The following is an 18,835-nucleotide window of genomic DNA, read 5'->3' on the forward strand; positions in this document are numbered from 1 at the left end:
CTTATCCCCCCTTATTATTTCTTCTTGTTCGCTACTGTACGACGAGGACCTTTACGAGTACGAGCATTCGTTTTCGTACGTTGTCCACGAACAGGCAGACCACGACGATGACGAACTCCACGGTAACAACCGATCTCCGTCAAACGTTTAATATTCAAAGAGATTTCTCGACGCAGGTCACCTTCTACTTTGACCTCTTTATCGATACTTTCACGCAATTTGCTGACTTCATCTTCCGTCAAATCACGAACACGAGTGTCCGGATTGATGCCTGTTGTGCTCAGAATTTTCTGGGAAGTCGTTTTACCGATTCCGAAAATATAAGTCAAGGCGATCTCAACGCGCTTATCACGTGGCAAATCCACACCAGCTATACGTGCCATTTTACGCTACACCCCCTTCTTTAACCTTGTTTTTGTTTGTGTTTCGGATTTTCACAGATAACCATAACATTCCCTTTGCGGCGAATGACTTTGCATTTTTCGCAAATCGGCTTGACCGAAGGTCTTACCTTCATGTGAATTACCTCCTCAAAGTTTTGCTAAGCAAAACCCTCTTCGTAAGCATTGACCTTGTTCTACTATTGTAAAACCGGCTTCGAAGCTTTCGCAAGTTTTGCCGGGCAAAACCCGCTACATAAGCTTCACAGTTCATTGCAACTGTCTACTACTATTTACGGTAAGTTATGCGACCTTTTGTTAAATCATAAGGCGACAACTGAACAACTACTTTGTCTCCAGTCAGGATACGGATAAAGTGCATCCGCAGTTTTCCGGAAACGTGAGCGAGAATTTGATGACCGTTCTCAAGCTCAACCTTGAATGTTGCATTCGGTAGCGGTTCGAGAACCGTACCTTCCACTTCAATGACATCTTCCTTAGCCATTAGTCAGTCTCCTTTCTCTTCAGCTTGAATGTTGGTGGATTCCAGAAATGAATGAACCGCGTAACGGAGCTTTCCATTTGTCACCCGACCACTCTCGTTTAAACTGTTCACAACCTCGCTGCTAATCATGGGCTGGAGTTCAAGATGAAGAAGATTCTTCTTCTTTGGTTGATCAAACTTACGTTTGTCTCCATCCGCAATATATACGAACTTACCGTCCGCTATAGCAACAATTACTGCGGCTTGGTCCGCATTGCGGCCTTTACGGATCTTCACAAGTTGACCGAGCTGCGGATTAGACTGACTGTTCATGCCTCATCACCTACGCATTCAGTTTCGTGAAAATTTCCATACCATCTGGTGTAACTGCTACAGTGTGTTCAAAGTGGGCACATAACTTGCCATCAACCGTGACGACAGTCCAGTTATCTTCCAACGTTTTCACATACCGTCTACCTACGTTAACCATCGGCTCTATGGCCAGCACCATGCCCGCTTTAAGCCGTGGTCCCCGATCGGGAAGACCATAGTTCGGAATCTGTGGTTCTTCGTGCAGATCTGCGCCTATGCCGTGACCGACATATTCACGAACTACGGAGAACCCTTCATCTTCAATATATTTCTGAATTGCATGAGATATTGTAAACAAGCGAACGTCCGGTTTTACCAGCGCCAGACCTGCGTATAACGAAGCCTCGGTAACGTCCAGAAGACGACGGGCTTCTTCGGAAATACGGCCGACCGGATAAGTCCAGGCGGAATCTCCATGATACCCCTGGTACTGCGCGCCAATGTCAAACGTAACGATATCGCCCTCGTTCAACTTGCGTTTGCCGGGAAATCCATGTACCAACTCTTCATTTACTGAAGCGCACACACTGGCAGGGAAACCGTTATAACCTTTGAAAGACGGCACAGCTCCTTGACTGCGGATATATTGATCAGCCATATGGTCAAGTTCTCCAGTCGTAATACCGGGAGCGATATGCTCTGCCAAGAGACGATGCGTTTCCGCAACAATTCTCCCTGCTTCCCTCATCAAGCCCAGTTCCGTTTCGGACTTACCAATGATCATCAATTAACCTCTCAGTAAGGACACGATTTCTTGAGAAACTTGATCGATATCCTGTTCTCCGTTCATTTGACGAAGAAGACCTTTAGTCTCATAGAACGTGAGGAGTGGTGCTGTTTTGTTGATATACTCGTCCAGTCGTGTACCTACACTCTCTTCATTATCATCAGAGCGTTGATACAACTCACCAGCGCATTTATCACAAATACCTTCCTGCTTAGGCGGATTGAATACCACATGATAAGTGGAACCACAGTTTTTACAAATTCGACGACCCGTCAAACGAGCCAGCAATTTGTTGCGATCCACTTTCAGGTTGATTACATGATCGAGACCTGAGTTCAATCTATCCAGAATGCCATCGAGCGCTTCTGCTTGTGAAAGGGTTCTTGGAAATCCGTCCAAGAGGAAACCTTCTCTGCAGTCAGGCTGCTGCAAACGTTCTTCAACGATGCCAATGGTTACATCATCTGGTACAAGCAATCCTTGATCCATATATTCCTTGGCTTTCATGCCAATGGGAGTTCCCTGTTTGATCGCGAGACGAAATGCATCGCCTGTTGAAATATGGGGAATACCGAACTCTTTCACGATGACGTCTGCTTGCGTTCCTTTTCCTGCCCCCGGAGGGCCCATGAATAGGATGTTCACGTTATGTCACTCCCTCCAAGACTACCCTACATCAACAAACAGCACAATAGGTGCCGGCAAGTAAATCTTCACTCGACCGGTACCTATTGCCTATTTATTGATAAAACCTTTGTAGTGGCGTTTGATCAATTGGCTTTCGATTTGCTTCATCGTATCCAGCGCAACACCGATAACGATCAGGAGGGATGTTCCTCCAATTTGCGCAGATTGAGGCAAACCAGAAAGTGCCCCTAAGAATACAGGCAGAACGGAAATGACTGCCAAGAAGATGGCTCCGGCCATTGTCAAACGAGTCATGACACGGGTCAGATATTTCTCGGTTGCTTTACCCGGGCGAATGCCTGGGATATAACCGCCGTTCTTTTTCATATTATCAGCCATCTGCTGTGGATTCATCTGTACGAAAGTATAGAAGAATGTGAAACCGAAGATCATCACGACATACAGCAACATACCCAGAGGTTTGTGTGTAGTCAGGTTCTGTCCGATCCACTGTGCCCAAAGGCGATCTGCCCAGAAGTTGGCAATGATCGTTGGGAACATCAACAGCGATGAAGCAAAGATGACAGGGATAACACCTGCTGCATTAATTTTCAGCGGGATATGTGTATTCTGTCCACCGTACATTTTGTTACCTACGACACGTTTAGCGTACTGTACCGGAATCTTCCGAATCGCCTGCTGAATATAAATGACCCCTATGATGATCAACACAATAACAATTGCGATGATAACACCTTTAAGAATATTCATAAACAGTTGGTCAGGTTGAATGAAGTCAGATTCGACCGTTTGTTTGATAATGTTAGGCACCGTAGATAGGATACCCGCAAAGATCAAGATCGAAATCCCGTTTCCTATGCCCTTCTCGGTGATCTGCTCACCAAGCCACATCAGGAATGAAGTACCGGCCGTAAGTACAATCGCGATCAAGATATAATCTGCAAATGTAGCGTTAGGCACCATCTCTGTATTGTACAAGCGGTTGAATCCGATCGACGTACCAAACGCTTGAATCAATGCCAGCCCGATGGTTAAATAACGGGTCAACTGTGCAGATTTCTTCTTACCTTGTTCACCTTGCTTTGCCCACTCCGCTAATTTAGGAATAACGTCCATGGAAAGCAACTGTACTATGATAGACGCAGTGATGTAAGGCACGATCCCGAGCGCAAATATCGAGAACTGGAAGAGCGCTCCACCCGAGAACGTATTGAGAAGTCCAAAAACTTCTTTACCCGCAGAATTTGTCGCTTCGAACACATCTTTGTTAACTCCCGGCACGGGGACAAAGGAGCCGATGCGGTAAATGATCAGTACAAAAAGGGTAAATAATACCCTTTTGCGCAGATCTTCAACCCGCCAGATATTCTTTAGGGTCTTGAACATTAAATCACCTCAGTTGTACCGCCAGCAGCTTCAATTTTCTCAATAGCAGATTGAGAAAACTTGTTAGCTTTAACAGTCAGCTTCACAGTGACATCACCGTTACCCAGGATTTTGATTCCGAATTTAGCGTTTTTAACTACGCCGTTCGTCATCAAGAATTCTGGAGTTACTTCAGTACCCGCAGCAAAACTGTTCAGGTCTTCAGTATTCACAACTGCATATTCTTTGCGAGTTGGGTTTACGAAACCACGTTTTGGCAAGCGACGATACAATGGATTTTGTCCACCTTCGAAGCCTGGACGAACTCCACCGCCAGAACGAGAATTTTGTCCTTTGTGACCGCGACCTGATGTTTTACCTGTACCACTACTTGGACCGCGACCAAGACGTTTACGTTCTTTGCGGGATCCAGGAGATGGTGAAAGCTCATGTAACTTCATCGTTCGTTGCACCTCCTTAAAGATTTGTGGGATTAACCCGTTATTAAGCTTCTACTTCTTTAACAGCAACCAAGTGGCTTACTTTGTTAATCATACCACGGATGGCAGGATTATCGTTTTGTACCACTTTGCTATTGATTTTGCGCAAACCCAATGTTTTCACAGTTGTTCTTTGCGTCTCCGGACGTCCGATCAAGCTGCGGACGAGGGTAATTTCTAATTTAGCCATGAGAATTCCCTCCTTAACCCAGAAGCTCTTCGACGGATTTTCCGCGCAGTTTAGCCACGTCTTCAGCACGCTTCAAACGGGACAAACCTTCCAAAGTCGCATTGACCATGTTCATGGAATTCGAAGAACCCAGAGATTTTGTCAAAATGTCACCTACACCAGCAAGTTCGAGAACCGCACGTACAGGACCACCAGCGATAACACCAGTACCTTCAGATGCTGGTTTCAACAGCACGCGTCCTGCGCCGAACTTACCTGTTACCAAGTGAGGAATCGATGTTCCTACGAGTGGAACGTGTACAAGGTTTTTCTTAGCGTCTTCAATACCTTTGCGAATTGCATCAGGTACTTCGCCCGCTTTACCGATACCAGCTCCAACCCAGCCGTTGCCGTCGCCGACTACAACCAGTGCGCTAAAGCTGAAACGGCGTCCGCCTTTTACTACTTTAGCTACGCGATTAATATTTACAACTCTTTCAGTCAGTTCCAAAGTATTCGGATCTACACGCAAGTCGTTAACCTCCTTTTGAAAAATATCTTAAAACTCAAGTCCTGCTTCACGAGCCGCTTCAGCCAATGCTGCGATACGACCATGGTACAGATATCCGCTACGGTCAAATACGATGTTGGAAACACCTTTGTCTTTAGCACGTTTAGCAACGAGTTCGCCAACTTTACGAGCTGATTCAACAGATGCACCATTTTTGATGTCAGTGCTCAATTCTTTGTCTACGGTAGACGCGGAAGCGATTGTTACACCAGCAACATCATCGATGATTTGAGCATACATATGTTTACCAGAACGGAATACGTTCAAACGAGGACGTGCTGCCGTTCCTTGGATTTTCTTACGAACACGAAGGTGTCTTTTCAGACGAGCCTTATTTTTATCTGGTTTCGTAATCATCTCAAAGATTCACTCCTTTCAGGTTACCTCGCTGGCTTCAAAGCAGAAGCCACGGGGTATATTAGAAACACACGAAGCAAGCAAGCCGAAAGCCGCGCAAAGGCGGTAAGAGAAATCTTATTTCTTCTTACCGGCTTTACCTTCCTTACGGATGATACGCTCGCCTTCATATTTAATACCTTTACCTTTGTATGGCTCAGGTTCACGTACGGAACGGATTTTAGCAGCGTAAGCACCTACACGCTCTTTGTCAATTCCGCGAACGATGATTTTTGTATTCGAAGGTACTTCGAATTCAATTCCCGCTTCCGGTGTAATTTCAACCGGGTGAGAGTAACCAACGTTCAGAACGATTTTATCTCCGGATTTGCTTGCACGATATCCGACCCCAACCAATTCCAGAGATTTCGCGAATCCTTCAGTAACGCCGCTCACCATATTGTTTACAACGCTACGCGTTGTGCCGTGCAAAGAACGGTGAGTTTTGTTATCGGAAGGACGCACAACTGTGATTTCGTTATTTTCAACCGTAACCTTCATGTCTTTATGAAGCTCACGAGTCAAAGTTCCTTTAGGTCCTTTTACCGTAATAACGGTGTTGTCCAGGGTGATGTCTACACCACTTGGTACTGTGATTGGTTTGCGACCAATACGAGACATATGTTGCACCTCCTATCTTGTGACGTTATATTACCAAACGTAGCAAACGACTTCTCCGCCGGATTTCGATTGACGAGCTTCTTTGTCCGTCATGATACCTTTAGATGTCGAGATGATCGCGATTCCCAGGCCACCAAGTACACGAGGTACTTCGTTGCTTTTCGTGTAAACACGAAGACCAGGTTTACTGATTCTTTTCAGACCAGTGATAACGCGCTCGTTATTTTGACCGTATTTCAGGAAAACACGGATAATCCCTTGTTTGTTATCATCGATAACTTCAGCGTCACGGATGAAACCTTCACGCTTCAGGATATCGGCGATTTGTTTTTTCATTGTCGAAGCAGGCATTTCTACCGTTTCGTGACGAACAGTGTTCGCGTTACGAATACGAGTAAGCATATCTGCAATTGGATCAGACATAGTCATTGTGAGTTAACCTCCTTCCCGTTCAGGACTTTTTACCAGCTTGCTTTTTTCACGCCAGGGATCTGGCCTTTATAAGCTAATTCACGGAAACAAATTCTGCAAATTTTGAACTTTTGCAGGACCGAATGTGGACGTCCGCAACGCTCACAGCGTGTATATGCACGTACTTTAAACTTAGGTGTACGTTGTTGTTTAACTTTCATCGAAGTTTTTGCCACTTAGCCTGACACCTCCTAAATAATTTCGGAGAAAAGGGAGTCTTTCCAGACACCCGGAAACGTTATGCCAACATTACTTAACGAAAGGCATTCCCATTTGCGTGAGCAATTCGCGGGACTCTTCGTCTGTTTTCGCCGTTGTTACGATGACAATATCCATACCGCGGACTTTATCAACTTTATCATACTCGATCTCTGGGAAGATCAGTTGCTCTTTCAGACCCAGTGTGTAGTTACCACGTCCATCGAAAGCTTTACTCGATACACCGCGGAAGTCGCGGACACGAGGAAGCGTTACGTTGAGCAATTTATCTAGGAAGAAGTACATACGCTCACCGCGTAATGTTACTTTCACACCGATAGGCATATTCTCACGCAGTTTGAATCCTGCGATAGATTTTTTAGCACGAGTGATTACAGGTTTTTGACCTGCGATCAGTTGCAAATCGCTTACTGCGGAATCCAACACTTTAGAGTTTTGGACAGCGTCGCCCACACCCATGTTGATAACGATTTTCTCGATTTTCGGCACTTGCATTACCGTTGTATAGTTAAACTTCTGCATCAAAGCAGGAGCGATTTCTTGCAGGTAACGTTCTTTCATTCTTGATGCCATGAATCATAGCCCTCCTTTCTCATTCGGTTCAATTAGTCGATAATTTCTCCGGAACGTTTAGCAACGCGCACTTTCTTACCGTTATCCAAAACTTTGTAACCTACACGGGTTACTTTTCCGCTCTTCGGATCGATGTGCATTACGTTGGAAACGTGAATCGGAGCTTCCTTCTCGATAATGCCGCCTTGCGGATTTTGCTGGTTAGGCTTCTGGTGTTTTTTCACCATGTTAACACCTTCCACAAGGACGCGGTTCTCACGAGGATAAGCAGCGATGACACGGCCTTTTTTACCTTTGTCTTTACCGCTGATCACCATAACCGTATCTTCCTTTTTAACGTGAAGTTTGTTGTTATGGGATTCCAGAACTTTTTTCACTCTTGGCATTTCGTACACCTCCTGTTTCTAACATCACGAGATTAAGCTTTAGATAACTTCTGGAGCCAAGGAAACGATTTTCATGAAGTCTTTATCGCGAAGTTCGCGAGCAACTGGTCCGAAAATACGTGTTCCACGTGGGCTTCTGTCGTCTTTTACAACAACCGCTGCATTTTCATCAAAACCGATGTAGGAACCGTCTTTACGACGTACAGAACGTTTCGTACGAACGACAACCGCTCTAACTACATCACCTTTTTTGACAACGCCGCCTGGTGTTGCTTGTTTAACAGAACAAACGATCAGATCACCGATTTGAGCTGTACGACGTCCCGTACCGCCGAGTACGCGGATACACATCAGTTCCTTCGCACCGGAGTTGTCAGCCACAGTCAAACGTGTAAATGGTTGAATCATTTAGTATTCCTCCTTTCAGCAGTGCTGCTGAGCATTAGATGATAACCGCTTTTTCTACGATTTCAGTAAGTCTCCAGCGTTTATCTTTCGAAAGCGGACGAGTCTCCATGATTTTCACCGTGTCACCGATTTTCGCAGTGTTTTCTTCGTCATGTGCTTTGAATTTTTTAGTAACCTTAATGCGTTTATGGTACAAGTTGTGTTTTTTGTAAGTTTCTACAGCAACAACAATTGTTTTGTCCATTTTATCGCTGACCACTTTACCAGTTTGCACTTTACGTGCGTTACGTTCTTCGCTCATTGTTGGCCTCCTTCCTGATTACGGACGGATTGTCCATCCTATCCCTAATTAACCGATTCCCAATTCTCTCTCACGGATAATGGTTTTAGCACGAGCTATTTCTTTCCGCACATCACGGATGCGAGTCGGGTTATCCAGCTGACCGGTAGCTAATTGAAAGCGGAGGTTAAAGAGTTCTTCTTTAAATCCGGCAATCTTTTGCTCGATTTCAGCAGAGGTTAGGTTGCGAAATTCACTAGCTTTCATTTGCTTCACCACCCAATTCTTCACGTTTCACGAACTTCGTTTTGATTGGCAGTTTGTGAGCGGCAAGACGCATTGCTTCGCGTGCAATTTCCTCCGGTACACCAGCAAGTTCAAACATGATCTTACCTGGTTTCACTACTGCAACCCATTTTTCTACGTTACCTTTACCGCTACCCATCCGAACCTCGAGAGGCTTTTGAGTGATTGGTTTGTCTGGGAAAATTTTGATCCAAACTTTACCACCACGTTTGATGTAACGAGTCATCGCAATACGAGCCGCTTCGATCTGACGGTTCGTAATCCAAGCCGGTTCCGTAGCTTGCAGACCGTATTCGCCAAAGTTCAGAGTCGTTCCGCCTTTAGCTTGGCCTTTCATATGTCCACGTTGTTGCTTACGGTGTTTTACACGTTTTGGTACCAACATGATTAGTTGCCTCCTTCCTTAGCAGCTTGTTTCTTAGCCGTAGGAAGAACCTCTCCACGATAGATCCATACTTTTACGCCGATACGTCCGTAAGTAGTATGAGCCTCTGCAGTACCATAGTCAATGTCAGCACGCAGTGTGTGCAGTGGAACAGTTCCTTCGCTGTAGCCTTCAGAACGTGCGATCTCAGCACCGCCAAGACGTCCGCCTACTTGAGTTTTGATACCTTTAGCACCGGAGCGCATAGTTCTTTGAATTGCTTGTTTCAGAGCACGACGGAAAGAAACACGACGTTCCAATTGTTGTGCAATGCTTTCAGCTACAAGAACAGCGTCCAAGTCTTGGTTCTTAATTTCAGAAATGTTGATGTGTACTTTTTTACCGCCAGCAATTTTCGTAATTTGGTTACGAAGATTTTCAACTTCCGAACCACCCTTACCAATAACCATACCTGGTTTAGCAGTGTGAATCGTTACGTTTACGCGGTTAGCCGCTCTCTCAATTTCTACACGAGATAAAGCGGAGTCTTTCAATTTATTTTTCAGGAATTCACGAATTCTCACGTCTTCCATCAAAAGATCACCGAAGTCTTTGCCTGCATACCACTTAGATTCCCAGTCACGGATAATTCCGACACGGAGTCCGACTGGATTTACCTTTTGGCCCACACATTTCCCCTCCTTCTACTTCTCAGATACCACCAAAGTAATGTGGCTAGTACGTTTGTTAATACGACTTGCACGTCCCATTGCACGAGGGCGGAAACGTTTCATTGTCGGTCCTTGGTTCACGTAAGCTTGCGAGATAACCAAGTTGTTAACATCCAAAGAATAGTTATGTTCCGCATTCGCAATAGCGGAGTTAAGCAACTTCTCAACGATTGGAGAAGCGGATTTCGGAGTGTGACGGAGAATGGCAACCGCCTCACCTACTTGCTTGCCGCGAATCAAGTCAACAACGAGTTGAACTTTACGAGGAGCAATCCGGATAAACTTAGCATGTGCTTTTGCTTCCATTGTGTAACCTCCTCTCAAACATTAAAGATGTTCATTTATCTTCTTGTTTTCTTATCATCATCAGTATGGCCTTTGTACGTACGGGTTGGAGCGAACTCACCCAGTTTGTGTCCGACCATGTCCTCAGTTACATACACTGGCACGTGTTTACGACCATCGTAAACGCCAAATGTGTGACCGATGAATTGTGGGAAAATTGTAGAACGACGGGACCAGGTTTTGATTACGTTCTTCTTACCTGAAGCTTCCATCTCTTCTACCTTTTTGAGCATGTAGCCATCAATGAATGGCCCTTTTTTCAAACTGCGACCCATGTGGAGATCCTCCCTTCAAACGTAGCTATTATGCATCCGCAGATGCCTCACGAAGTTAGCACAGTGTGTATTACTTCGTGCGGCGGCGAATGATGTATTTATCAGAAGCTTTATTTTTCTTACGCGTTTTGTAACCAAGAGTAGGTTTACCCCATGGTGACATTGGCGATTTACGTCCGATTGGAGCACGACCTTCACCACCACCGTGTGGGTGATCGTTAGGGTTCATTACTACACCACGAACCTCAGGACGTTTACCCAACCAACGGCTACGACCGGCTTTACCGATTTTGATGAGCTCGTGGTCTTGGTTACCAACAGATCCGATTGTCGCGCGGCAAACTTTCAAAATACGACGAACTTCTCCGGAAGAGAGACGAACGGAAACGTATTTTTCTTCTTTACCAAGCAATTGAGCTTCTGTACCAGCAGCACGAACCAATTGTCCGCCTTTACCTGGTTTCAACTCAATGTTGTGGATAACGGTACCTACTGGAATGTTTTCGAGTGGCAGTGCGTTACCGATTTTGATGTCTGATTCAGGTCCGGAGAATACTTGATCTCCAACTTTCAAACCTTTAGGAGCGATGATGTAACGTTTCTCACCATCAGCATAGTGAATCAAAGCGATGTTGGATGTACGGTTCGGGTCATACTCAATCGTAGCAACGCGGCCCGGTATTCCATCTTTAGTACGTTTGAAGTCAATGATACGGTATTTACGTTTGTGTCCACCACCATGGTGACGAACTGTAATTTTACCTTGGTTGTTGCGGCCTGCTTGTTTGCTCAACGGGGCCAACAACGATTTCTCCGGCTGATTTGTGGTGATTTCCTCAAATGTAGAAACGGACATGTTCCGTCTTGCCGGGGATGTTGGTTTATACTTTTTGATTGGCACTAGGTTTCCCTCCTTACTTCAAAAATTCAATTATACAGTTTCAAAGAACTCAAGCGTTTTGCTGTCTTTTGTCAATGTTACAAACGCTTTTTTCCATTCGCTAGTATATCCGGAATAACGTCCGTACCGTTTCGGCTTAGCTGGAACACGAAGCGTGTTCACGTTTTTCACTTTTACATTGAAAATAGCTTCTACTGCCTTTTTGATCTCGGTTTTGTTTGCACGGATATCGACTTCAAATACATATTTCAAGTCGTTCATCATGTCAGCAGTACGTTCCGTAATAATCGGACGTTTTACAATATCACGAGGATCCTTCATTACGCGAGCACCTCCTCTACCTTCTGAACTGCTTCTTTCGTAATGATCAATTTGTCGTGCGAAAGCACGTCAAGAACATTAATGCCGTCAGCAGCTACGAATTTCACGCCTGGAATATTCCGTGCGGAAAGAGCTACATTATCATCATAGCTAGGAGCTACGATCAAAGCTTTACGTCCCACTTTGAGGTTACTCAAGATGGCTGCGAATTCTTTAGTTTTAGGCGTGCTCAACGTGAGAGCGTCCAAAACGATAATGTCATTGTCAAGCACTTTAGATGAAAGGGCTGATTTGATCGCCAAGCGGCGAACTTTCTTAGGCAGTTTATACGCATAGCTCCGTGGTGTTGGACCAAATACGATACCGCCGCCTTTCCATTGTGGTGAACGAATTGAACCTTGACGAGCGCGACCTGTACCTTTTTGTTTCCAAGGCTTACGTCCACCGCCACGTACTTCAGAACGTCCTTTTACTTTGTGGGTACCTTGACGAAGGGAAGCGCGTTGCATAAGAACTGCATCGTACAGAACGTGTTGATTCGGCTCAATTCCGAAAACCGCATCGTTCAATTCAACTTCACCTACTTGGCTACCATCTACATTGTAAACTGATACTTTTGGCATTTTGTGTTCCTCCTTTCTTCAGTGGTTATTTTTTCACCGTTTCTTTAACTCTGATGAGACTGTTTTTCGGTCCAGGAATGGAACCTTTCACGAGCAACACGTTACGTTCAGCGTCTACTTTAACTACTTCAAGACGTTGGATTGTAATAGTATCATGTCCCATGTGTCCTGGCAGGCGTTTGCCTTTAGGAACGCGGTTAGCTTGGATCGAACCCATTGAACCAGGGCCACGGTGGTAACGCGAACCGTGTGACATAGGTCCAGTGCTTTGTCCCCAACGTTTGATAACGCCGGCAAAACCTTTACCTTTAGAAATGCCCGTTACGTCAACGAATTCGCCTTCAGCGAAAATGTCAGCTTTCAGTTCTTGGCCAACTTCATATTCTGCGATGTTGATACCGCGAACTTCACGAACGTAGCGCTTAGGGGCAGTGTTCGCTTTTTTAGCGTGACCTGCTTCTGGCTTGTTAGCATTTTTCTCTTTCTTATCGGAGTAACCGATTTGAATTGCTTCGTAGCCATCGTTCTCAATGTCTTTCTTTTGCAAAACAACACAAGGGCCTGCTTCGATAACCGTTACTGGAACGACGTTACCTTCAGGAGTAAATACTTGAGTCATTCCGAGTTTTTTTCCTAAGATTGCTTTCATGTTGACACCTCTTTTCCTTTATACATGGTCTTTGTTGTAGCTTATATTACAATTTAATTTCGATATCTACACCGGACGGCAGATCCAAGCGCATCAAGGCATCCACAGTTTGTGGAGTCGGGTTAACGATGTCGATCAAACGTTTATGTGTACGTTGTTCGAATTGTTCCCGAGAATCCTTGTACTTGTGCACCGCACGAAGAATAGTAATGATTTGTTTTTCAGTAGGAAGCGGAATCGGACCGGATACACCAGCACCCGAACGTTTTGCTGTTTCAACAATTTTCTCCGCGGATTGATCAAGAATTCTGTGGTCGTAAGCTTTCAAACGAATACGAATTTTTTGCTTTGCCATTTTAGTCCCTCCTTCTATCGCCCAATTTTTTATCGGACATACTCCGTGAAAATTTTCTAGCCACTCTCCCATGGCAAAGGGGCCGGGTGTGCCAGTAACCTCTCACATCATCGCAACGTCACAGAACAACATTCATTATTATATAGAAAAGATAGGCGTATTGCAAGCATATTTAAGAAAAACATTTAAACTTATCTTTTCTGATGAAATGACTTCGTTTATTGCAGTGTTAATCTTCAATATCCAGGCTGCCTTGCCAATCCTTCTAAACTCGTAAATGATGTTCATTTCGTATGACGCAGGTTCCGAACTTTAAACATAATAAAAGAGTTCTCTATCCGATGTCGGATAAAGAACTCTTCCGAAGCTTCGTTACAATACAATGTTACTCGTTCCAGTACACTGTTACATATGCTTTATTCAGCGTTAAGCCAAATTATTTTTGGATAGATGCTACGGAACCGGCACCTACTGTACGTCCGCCTTCACGAATGGAGAATTTAGTTCCTTCTTCAATCGCGATTGGGGAGATCAGGGAAACAGTAACAGTGATGTTATCACCAGGCATTACCATTTCAGTACCTTCAGGCAAGTTGATGATGCCTGTTACGTCAGTTGTACGGAAGTAGAACTGTGGACGGTAACCAGTGAAGAATGGTTTGTGACGTCCGCCCTCTTCTTTAGTCAGAACGTAGATTTGAGCTGTGAATTCTGTGTGTGGCTTAACAGAACCTGGTTTTGCAAGTACTTGACCACGCTCGATTTGAGTACGGTCAACACCACGCAACAATGCGCCGATGTTGTCTCCCGCTTGAGCGGAATCCAACAATTTACGGAACATCTCAACGCCTGTTACAACGGATTTTTTAGTTTCTTCAGTGATACCAACGATTTCGATCTCTTCGCCGACTTTAACAGTACCACGCTCTACACGGCCAGTAGCAACAGTACCACGACCAGTGATGGAGAATACGTCCTCGACAGGCATCAAGAAAGGCTTGTCAGTTTGACGCTCAGGCAGTGGGATGTAAGTGTCGATCTCTTTGAACATCTCAACGATTTTTTGAGCCCATTCGCCATCTGGGTTTGCCAGAGCTTCACGAGCGGATCCACGAGTGATTGGAGTATCGTCACCTGGGAACTCATATTCGTTAAGAAGGTCGCGAACTTCCATCTCAACCAATTCCAACAACTCTTCGTCTTCAACCATGTCACATTTGTTCAAGAATACAACAATGTAAGGTACGCCTACTTGACGGGAGAGCAAGATGTGCTCACGAGTTTGTGGCATTGGGCCGTCTGCTGCGGATACTACCAAGATAGCTCCATCCATTTGAGCCGCGCCAGTGATCATGTTTTTAACATAGTCGGCGTGACCTGGGCAGTCAACGTGAGCGTAGTGACGAGTGTCAGTTTCGTACTCAACGTGTGATGTGGAGATTGTGATACCGCGTTCGCGCTCTTCTGGAGCTTTGTCGATTTGGTCGAATGCAATTGCAGCACCACCGTAAGTTTTGGACAATACAGTTGTGATTGCAGCAGTCAGAGTTGTTTTACCGTGATCGACGTGACCAATAGTACCGATGTTAACGTGGGGTTTATTACGTTCGTATTTAGCCTTTGCCATTTGAACGTGGCCTCCTTAAAATTATAATTTTATGTTTTCACTGAATGAAGTGCTCCGAATTAAATTCTTATGCACTTGCATCCAGTGTGAGAAAACTACTCGGTGCCTTTTGTTTTGGCAACGATTTCTTCAGCGATGCTCTTAGGAACTTCTTCATAGTGAGAGAGTTCCATGGAGAATACGCCGCGTCCTTGAGTACCGGAACGAAGAGTTGTAGAGTAACCAAACATTTCAGACAGAGGCACCTTAGCACGAATGATTTGAGCTCCGCTACGGGAATCCATACCTTCAATGCGGCCACGACGGGAGTTCAACATACCCATTACGTCACCCATGTACTCTTCTGGAACAGTTACTTCTACTTTCATGATAGGCTCAAGCAGAACTGGTTTACACTTGTCTTTAGCCGCTTTAAGCGCCATAGATCCGGCAATTTTAAATGCCATCTCATTGGAATCGACATCATGGTAAGATCCGTCTACGATTGTAGCCTTAACGTCAACAAGCGGGAAGCCTGCAATAACGCCGTTTTTCATTTGCTCTTCAATCCCTGACAGTGCAGGTTGAATGTATTCTCTTGGCACGGAACCACCGACAACCTTACTTTCGAACTGGCTGCCTGTACCCGGCTCGAGAGGTTCGAATTCAACCCATACGTGACCGTATTGACCACGACCACCGGATTGACGTACGAATTTACCTTCAACGCGCGCTGGAGCACGGAATGTTTCACGGTAAGCTACTTGTGGTTTACCCACAGTAGTTTCAACCTTGAACTCACGACGCATACGGTCGATGATGATATCAAGGTGAAGCTCACCCATACCTGCCAAGATTGTTTGGCCTGTTTCTTCGTCAGTATGAGCACGAAGAGTTGGATCCTCTTCAGTCAACTTACCGAGAGCAACACCCATTTTATCTTGGTCAGCTTTGGTTTTAGGTTCAACGGCGATTTCGATAACCGGATCAGGGAAGTTCATTGACTCCAGGATAACCGGATTTTTCTCATCACATAGTGTATCACCTGTACCCGTATCTTTCAAACCTACGGCAGCTGCAATATCACCGGAGTAAACTACAGTGATTTCTTGACGGCTGTTCGCATGCATTTGAAGGATACGACCGATACGCTCACGTTTGTTTTTAGTGGCATTCAATACATATGATCCGGATTGAAGAACACCAGAGTATACGCGGAAGAATGTCAATTTACCAACGTAAGGGTCCGTCATGATTTTGAATGCCAATGCGGAGAAAGGCTCTTCATCGGATGACTGACGGACTGCTTCAGTTCCATCTTCAAGATGTCCAGTGATCGATGGAACATCTGTTGGAGCTGGCAAGTAATCGATAACAGCATCCAACATCAGTTGAACACCTTTGTTACGATACGAGGATCCACAGATAACCGGGAAGATCTTAACATCTACAACACCTTTACGGAGTACGGCTTTGATCTCATCAATTGTAATCTCTTCGCCTTCCAGGTATTTCATTGTCAAATCTTCATCCAGTTCAGCAACGCGCTCAATCAACTCGTTGCGAAGTTCTTCAACTTGATCTGCAAATTCTGCAGGAATGTCGGTTTCTTCGATATCTTGACCAAGATCATCTTTGTACATATGAGCTCTTTGTGCAACGATATCGATGATACCAGTGAAATCATTTTCAGCGCCGATTGGAAGTTGAATCGCAACAGCGTTCGCTTGAAGGCGATCACGCATGTCAGATACAACGTTCAGGAAGTCAGCACCGATGATATCCATTTTATTTACATATGCGATACGAGGTACGCCGTACTTGTCAGCCTGTCTCCATACGGTTTCCGACTGAGGCTCAACGCCTTCTTTCGCACTGAATACACCAACTGCTCCGTCCAATACACGAAGGGAACGTTCAACTTCAACAGTGAAGTCAACGTGTCCCGGGGTATCAATAATATTAACGCGGTGGCCTTTCCAAGCAGCGGTAGTTGCAGCGGAAGTAATCGTAATTCCGCGCTCCTGTTCCTGTTCCATCCAGTCCATTGTCGCAGCGCCTTCGTGTACTTCACCGATTTTGTGCGTACGTCCTGTGTAAAACAGGATCCGCTCAGTTGTCGTGGTTTTACCCGCATCAATATGAGCCATGATCCCGATATTACGTGTATTTTTTAAGGAGAACTCTCTAGCCATGAAATGGGTCTCCCTTCAAAATTGAAGTTTTTTTTATTGTGAACTGAATCCTACCAACGGTAGTGAGCAAACGCTTTGTTCGCTTCAGCCATTTTGTGCGTATCTTCACGTTTTTTAACGGAAGCGCCTGTGTTGTTGGAAGCGTCGATGATCTCAGCCGCCAAACGCTCTTCCATTGTTTTCTCACCGCGGTTGCGGGAGTAGTTCACGAGCCAACGTAATCCCAGAGCAGTACGTCTCTCTGGTTTCACCTCGATTGGTACTTGGTAGTTGGCACCGCCGACACGGCGAGCTTTAACTTCCAGGACTGGCATGATGTTCTTGATTGCTGCTTCAAATACTTCCATAGGGTCATTACCCGTACGTTCTTGAATCAACTTGAACGCATTATACAGAATGCTTTGAGCAACACCGCGTTTTCCGCCGATCATGATGCGGTTGATTAAACGAGTAACCAACTTGCTGTTGTATAACGGATCAGGCAACACGTCTCTTTTCGTAACTGGACCTTTGCGTGGCATGGATATCCCCCTTTCTTTCTTGTTCAGCAGACCCTGTACCTTCCAGACCTAAGCCAGAAGGCTTTCAGGTTTTCTGCTTATAATGGTTTAGGCTTTTTTAGCTTTTGGACGTTTTGCACCGTATTTCGAACGAGCTTGCATACGGTTGTTTACGCCTGCAGTATCGAGAGCTCCACGAACGATGTGATAACGAACTCCCGCAAGGTCTTTAACTTTACCTCCGCGGATCAATACCACACTGTGCTCTTGAAGGTTATGTCCGATTCCCGGGATATAAGCAGTAACCTCGAGACGGTTCGTCAAACGAACACGGGCATACTTACGAAGTGCAGAGTTTGGTTTACGTGGAGTCATTGTACCTACACGAGTGCAGACACCACGTTTTTGTGGGGCACTGATGTTAGTAGATTCACGTTTCAAAGCGTTGAATCCTTTTTGCAAAGCTGGAGATTTTGACTTCTCAACTTTTGCTTGACGTCCTTTACGAACCAGTTGATTAATAGTTGGCATGTGATTGCCACCCCCTTCCTCAAATATTCATGTTTCTTTATAAACCTCTTTTCGCTAAGTCCACAGACCCAGGCGGTTCATAAAAAGACAAATGAAAAGTTTTTGCCTTAGAGAATCCCTAAAAGTTCTCGGACAAAAACGTTCCTTACACTATCATTTTACGACAGCAGCCATAGCTGCTCCCACTCCAATCCCGCAAGCTTTGCCGAGATTTTTCATTGTATCCACTTTCGTGTACTTCACATCGTGTTGTTCACACAAAGCAATGATTTTGGAAGTGAGCTGCGGATCACTATCTTCTGCGACATAGACTTCAGAAGCCATACCTGTCTGCACCATCCGCATGGTCTGTTTGGTACCTATTTTGACATGAGCATCTTGCAAGGCTTTTTCATTAGACATTGTGTATTCCTCCGAATAGAACCATGTACAATCAGCTGCCCACGCACCTTTGATATATTAGCATCTAGCGCAAGCATTGTCAATGCTAATCCTAAAACATTTTTTTAAAAGTTTACGTACATCAGGATTCGTCCGCCTGCATTATACAAGCGTCCGCCTCC

At 45.1% G+C, this 18,835-nt stretch carries 33 protein-coding genes; all 33 read right to left on the reverse strand.

Features of this window, described 5'->3' with window-relative positions; translation table 11 throughout:
* Window positions 1-14: 14 nt before the first annotated feature.
* Window positions 15-383 (reverse strand): 30S ribosomal protein S13, encoded by a 369-nt coding sequence (rpsM, locus tag AC4E8D_RS27505; protein ID WP_062329455.1) that lies wholly within the window; start codon window positions 381-383, stop codon window positions 15-17.
* 20 nt (window positions 384-403) lie between these two features.
* Window positions 404-517 carry a 50S ribosomal protein L36 gene (rpmJ, locus tag AC4E8D_RS27510; protein ID WP_003333770.1) on the reverse strand — a complete coding sequence of 38 codons (114 nt, stop codon included), beginning with the start codon at window positions 515-517 and terminating at the stop codon, window positions 404-406.
* 152 nt (window positions 518-669) lie between these two features.
* The gene (gene infA / locus AC4E8D_RS27515) at window positions 670-885 is read right to left on the reverse strand and encodes a translation initiation factor IF-1 (protein WP_017692098.1); all 216 of its coding nucleotides are present in this window, start codon (window positions 883-885) and stop codon (window positions 670-672) included.
* A gap of 3 nt (window positions 886-888) precedes the next feature.
* Complete coding sequence (locus AC4E8D_RS27520) at window positions 889-1,197, reverse strand: KOW domain-containing RNA-binding protein (protein WP_036607194.1); 309 nt, start codon at window positions 1,195-1,197, stop codon at window positions 889-891.
* A 10-nt stretch (window positions 1,198-1,207) separates the two neighbouring features.
* The gene (map, locus tag AC4E8D_RS27525; protein WP_036607191.1) at window positions 1,208-1,960 is read right to left on the reverse strand and encodes a type I methionyl aminopeptidase; all 753 of its coding nucleotides are present in this window, start codon (window positions 1,958-1,960) and stop codon (window positions 1,208-1,210) included.
* Between the two features lie 3 nt (window positions 1,961-1,963).
* Window positions 1,964-2,608, reverse strand: a complete 645-nt coding sequence (locus AC4E8D_RS27530) for an adenylate kinase (RefSeq protein ID WP_036607188.1) — start codon at window positions 2,606-2,608, stop codon at window positions 1,964-1,966.
* Between the two features lie 90 nt (window positions 2,609-2,698).
* Entirely contained in the window at window positions 2,699-3,997 is a 1,299-nt protein-coding gene (gene secY, locus AC4E8D_RS27535) for a preprotein translocase subunit SecY (protein WP_076216860.1), read from the reverse strand.
* The gene (rplO, locus tag AC4E8D_RS27540) at window positions 3,997-4,437 is read right to left on the reverse strand and encodes a 50S ribosomal protein L15 (protein WP_339305775.1); all 441 of its coding nucleotides are present in this window, start codon (window positions 4,435-4,437) and stop codon (window positions 3,997-3,999) included. Before rplO ends, secY begins: the two co-directional genes overlap by 1 nt.
* 43 nt (window positions 4,438-4,480) lie before the next feature.
* Complete coding sequence (rpmD, locus tag AC4E8D_RS27545; protein WP_017692092.1) at window positions 4,481-4,666, reverse strand: 50S ribosomal protein L30; 186 nt, start codon at window positions 4,664-4,666, stop codon at window positions 4,481-4,483.
* 13 nt (window positions 4,667-4,679) lie between these two features.
* Window positions 4,680-5,177 (reverse strand): 30S ribosomal protein S5, encoded by a 498-nt coding sequence (gene rpsE, locus AC4E8D_RS27550; protein ID WP_017692091.1) that lies wholly within the window; start codon window positions 5,175-5,177, stop codon window positions 4,680-4,682.
* Between the two features lie 27 nt (window positions 5,178-5,204).
* On the reverse strand, window positions 5,205-5,573 hold the full coding sequence (rplR, locus tag AC4E8D_RS27555) for a 50S ribosomal protein L18 (RefSeq protein WP_017692090.1): 369 nt from the start codon (window positions 5,571-5,573) through the stop codon (window positions 5,205-5,207).
* 117 nt (window positions 5,574-5,690) lie between these two features.
* The gene (gene rplF / locus AC4E8D_RS27560; RefSeq protein WP_017692089.1) at window positions 5,691-6,233 is read right to left on the reverse strand and encodes a 50S ribosomal protein L6; all 543 of its coding nucleotides are present in this window, start codon (window positions 6,231-6,233) and stop codon (window positions 5,691-5,693) included.
* A 30-nt stretch (window positions 6,234-6,263) separates the two neighbouring features.
* Complete coding sequence (rpsH, locus tag AC4E8D_RS27565) at window positions 6,264-6,662, reverse strand: 30S ribosomal protein S8 (RefSeq protein ID WP_017692088.1); 399 nt, start codon at window positions 6,660-6,662, stop codon at window positions 6,264-6,266.
* A 32-nt stretch (window positions 6,663-6,694) separates the two neighbouring features.
* On the reverse strand, window positions 6,695-6,880 hold the full coding sequence (locus AC4E8D_RS27570) for a type Z 30S ribosomal protein S14 (protein ID WP_013312154.1): 186 nt from the start codon (window positions 6,878-6,880) through the stop codon (window positions 6,695-6,697).
* A gap of 73 nt (window positions 6,881-6,953) precedes the next feature.
* Window positions 6,954-7,496, reverse strand: a complete 543-nt coding sequence (gene rplE, locus AC4E8D_RS27575) for a 50S ribosomal protein L5 (RefSeq protein WP_221825249.1) — start codon at window positions 7,494-7,496, stop codon at window positions 6,954-6,956.
* Between the two features lie 32 nt (window positions 7,497-7,528).
* Entirely contained in the window at window positions 7,529-7,882 is a 354-nt protein-coding gene (rplX, locus tag AC4E8D_RS27580) for a 50S ribosomal protein L24 (RefSeq protein WP_017692086.1), read from the reverse strand.
* A gap of 39 nt (window positions 7,883-7,921) precedes the next feature.
* On the reverse strand, window positions 7,922-8,290 hold the full coding sequence (gene rplN / locus AC4E8D_RS27585) for a 50S ribosomal protein L14 (protein ID WP_017692085.1): 369 nt from the start codon (window positions 8,288-8,290) through the stop codon (window positions 7,922-7,924).
* Between the two features lie 34 nt (window positions 8,291-8,324).
* Window positions 8,325-8,591, reverse strand: coding sequence for a 30S ribosomal protein S17 (gene rpsQ, locus AC4E8D_RS27590; RefSeq protein ID WP_017692084.1), 267 nt, complete (start codon window positions 8,589-8,591; stop codon window positions 8,325-8,327).
* Window positions 8,592-8,639: 48 nt separating this feature from the next.
* Window positions 8,640-8,837: a 50S ribosomal protein L29 gene (gene rpmC, locus AC4E8D_RS27595; RefSeq protein WP_017692083.1), complete on the reverse strand. Its 198-nt coding sequence runs from the start codon at window positions 8,835-8,837 to the stop codon at window positions 8,640-8,642.
* On the reverse strand, window positions 8,827-9,261 hold the full coding sequence (gene rplP, locus AC4E8D_RS27600; RefSeq protein WP_017692082.1) for a 50S ribosomal protein L16: 435 nt from the start codon (window positions 9,259-9,261) through the stop codon (window positions 8,827-8,829). Before rplP ends, rpmC begins: the two co-directional genes overlap by 11 nt.
* A 2-nt stretch (window positions 9,262-9,263) precedes the next feature.
* Window positions 9,264-9,929: a 30S ribosomal protein S3 gene (gene rpsC / locus AC4E8D_RS27605; RefSeq protein ID WP_076216858.1), complete on the reverse strand. Its 666-nt coding sequence runs from the start codon at window positions 9,927-9,929 to the stop codon at window positions 9,264-9,266.
* A 15-nt stretch (window positions 9,930-9,944) separates the two neighbouring features.
* Complete coding sequence (gene rplV / locus AC4E8D_RS27610) at window positions 9,945-10,277, reverse strand: 50S ribosomal protein L22 (protein WP_024633583.1); 333 nt, start codon at window positions 10,275-10,277, stop codon at window positions 9,945-9,947.
* Between the two features lie 35 nt (window positions 10,278-10,312).
* Window positions 10,313-10,591, reverse strand: coding sequence for a 30S ribosomal protein S19 (gene rpsS / locus AC4E8D_RS27615; protein WP_062836183.1), 279 nt, complete (start codon window positions 10,589-10,591; stop codon window positions 10,313-10,315).
* 70 nt (window positions 10,592-10,661) lie between these two features.
* Window positions 10,662-11,492 carry a 50S ribosomal protein L2 gene (rplB, locus tag AC4E8D_RS27620; protein WP_017692078.1) on the reverse strand — a complete coding sequence of 277 codons (831 nt, stop codon included), beginning with the start codon at window positions 11,490-11,492 and terminating at the stop codon, window positions 10,662-10,664.
* Window positions 11,493-11,522: 30 nt separating this feature from the next.
* Window positions 11,523-11,813 carry a 50S ribosomal protein L23 gene (gene rplW / locus AC4E8D_RS27625; protein WP_017692077.1) on the reverse strand — a complete coding sequence of 97 codons (291 nt, stop codon included), beginning with the start codon at window positions 11,811-11,813 and terminating at the stop codon, window positions 11,523-11,525.
* Window positions 11,813-12,436, reverse strand: coding sequence for a 50S ribosomal protein L4 (rplD, locus tag AC4E8D_RS27630; protein ID WP_017692076.1), 624 nt, complete (start codon window positions 12,434-12,436; stop codon window positions 11,813-11,815). Before rplD ends, rplW begins: the two co-directional genes overlap by 1 nt.
* A 25-nt stretch (window positions 12,437-12,461) precedes the next feature.
* On the reverse strand, window positions 12,462-13,085 hold the full coding sequence (rplC, locus tag AC4E8D_RS27635; protein WP_017692075.1) for a 50S ribosomal protein L3: 624 nt from the start codon (window positions 13,083-13,085) through the stop codon (window positions 12,462-12,464).
* A gap of 46 nt (window positions 13,086-13,131) precedes the next feature.
* Window positions 13,132-13,440: a 30S ribosomal protein S10 gene (gene rpsJ, locus AC4E8D_RS27640; protein ID WP_017692074.1), complete on the reverse strand. Its 309-nt coding sequence runs from the start codon at window positions 13,438-13,440 to the stop codon at window positions 13,132-13,134.
* 436 nt (window positions 13,441-13,876) lie between these two features.
* Window positions 13,877-15,067 (reverse strand): elongation factor Tu, encoded by a 1,191-nt coding sequence (gene tuf, locus AC4E8D_RS27645; RefSeq protein ID WP_017692073.1) that lies wholly within the window; start codon window positions 15,065-15,067, stop codon window positions 13,877-13,879.
* A 95-nt stretch (window positions 15,068-15,162) separates the two neighbouring features.
* Window positions 15,163-17,241 carry an elongation factor G gene (fusA, locus tag AC4E8D_RS27650; RefSeq protein ID WP_076216857.1) on the reverse strand — a complete coding sequence of 693 codons (2,079 nt, stop codon included), beginning with the start codon at window positions 17,239-17,241 and terminating at the stop codon, window positions 15,163-15,165.
* A 50-nt stretch (window positions 17,242-17,291) separates the two neighbouring features.
* Window positions 17,292-17,762 (reverse strand): 30S ribosomal protein S7, encoded by a 471-nt coding sequence (rpsG, locus tag AC4E8D_RS27655; RefSeq protein WP_017692071.1) that lies wholly within the window; start codon window positions 17,760-17,762, stop codon window positions 17,292-17,294.
* A gap of 87 nt (window positions 17,763-17,849) precedes the next feature.
* Window positions 17,850-18,272, reverse strand: a complete 423-nt coding sequence (gene rpsL, locus AC4E8D_RS27660; RefSeq protein WP_017692070.1) for a 30S ribosomal protein S12 — start codon at window positions 18,270-18,272, stop codon at window positions 17,850-17,852.
* Window positions 18,273-18,425: 153 nt separating this feature from the next.
* Entirely contained in the window at window positions 18,426-18,674 is a 249-nt protein-coding gene (locus AC4E8D_RS27665) for a ribosomal L7Ae/L30e/S12e/Gadd45 family protein (protein WP_221825251.1), read from the reverse strand.
* Window positions 18,675-18,835 lie beyond the last annotated feature (161 nt).

The sequence above is a fragment of the Paenibacillus sp. SRL342 genome, assembly GCF_984798905.1.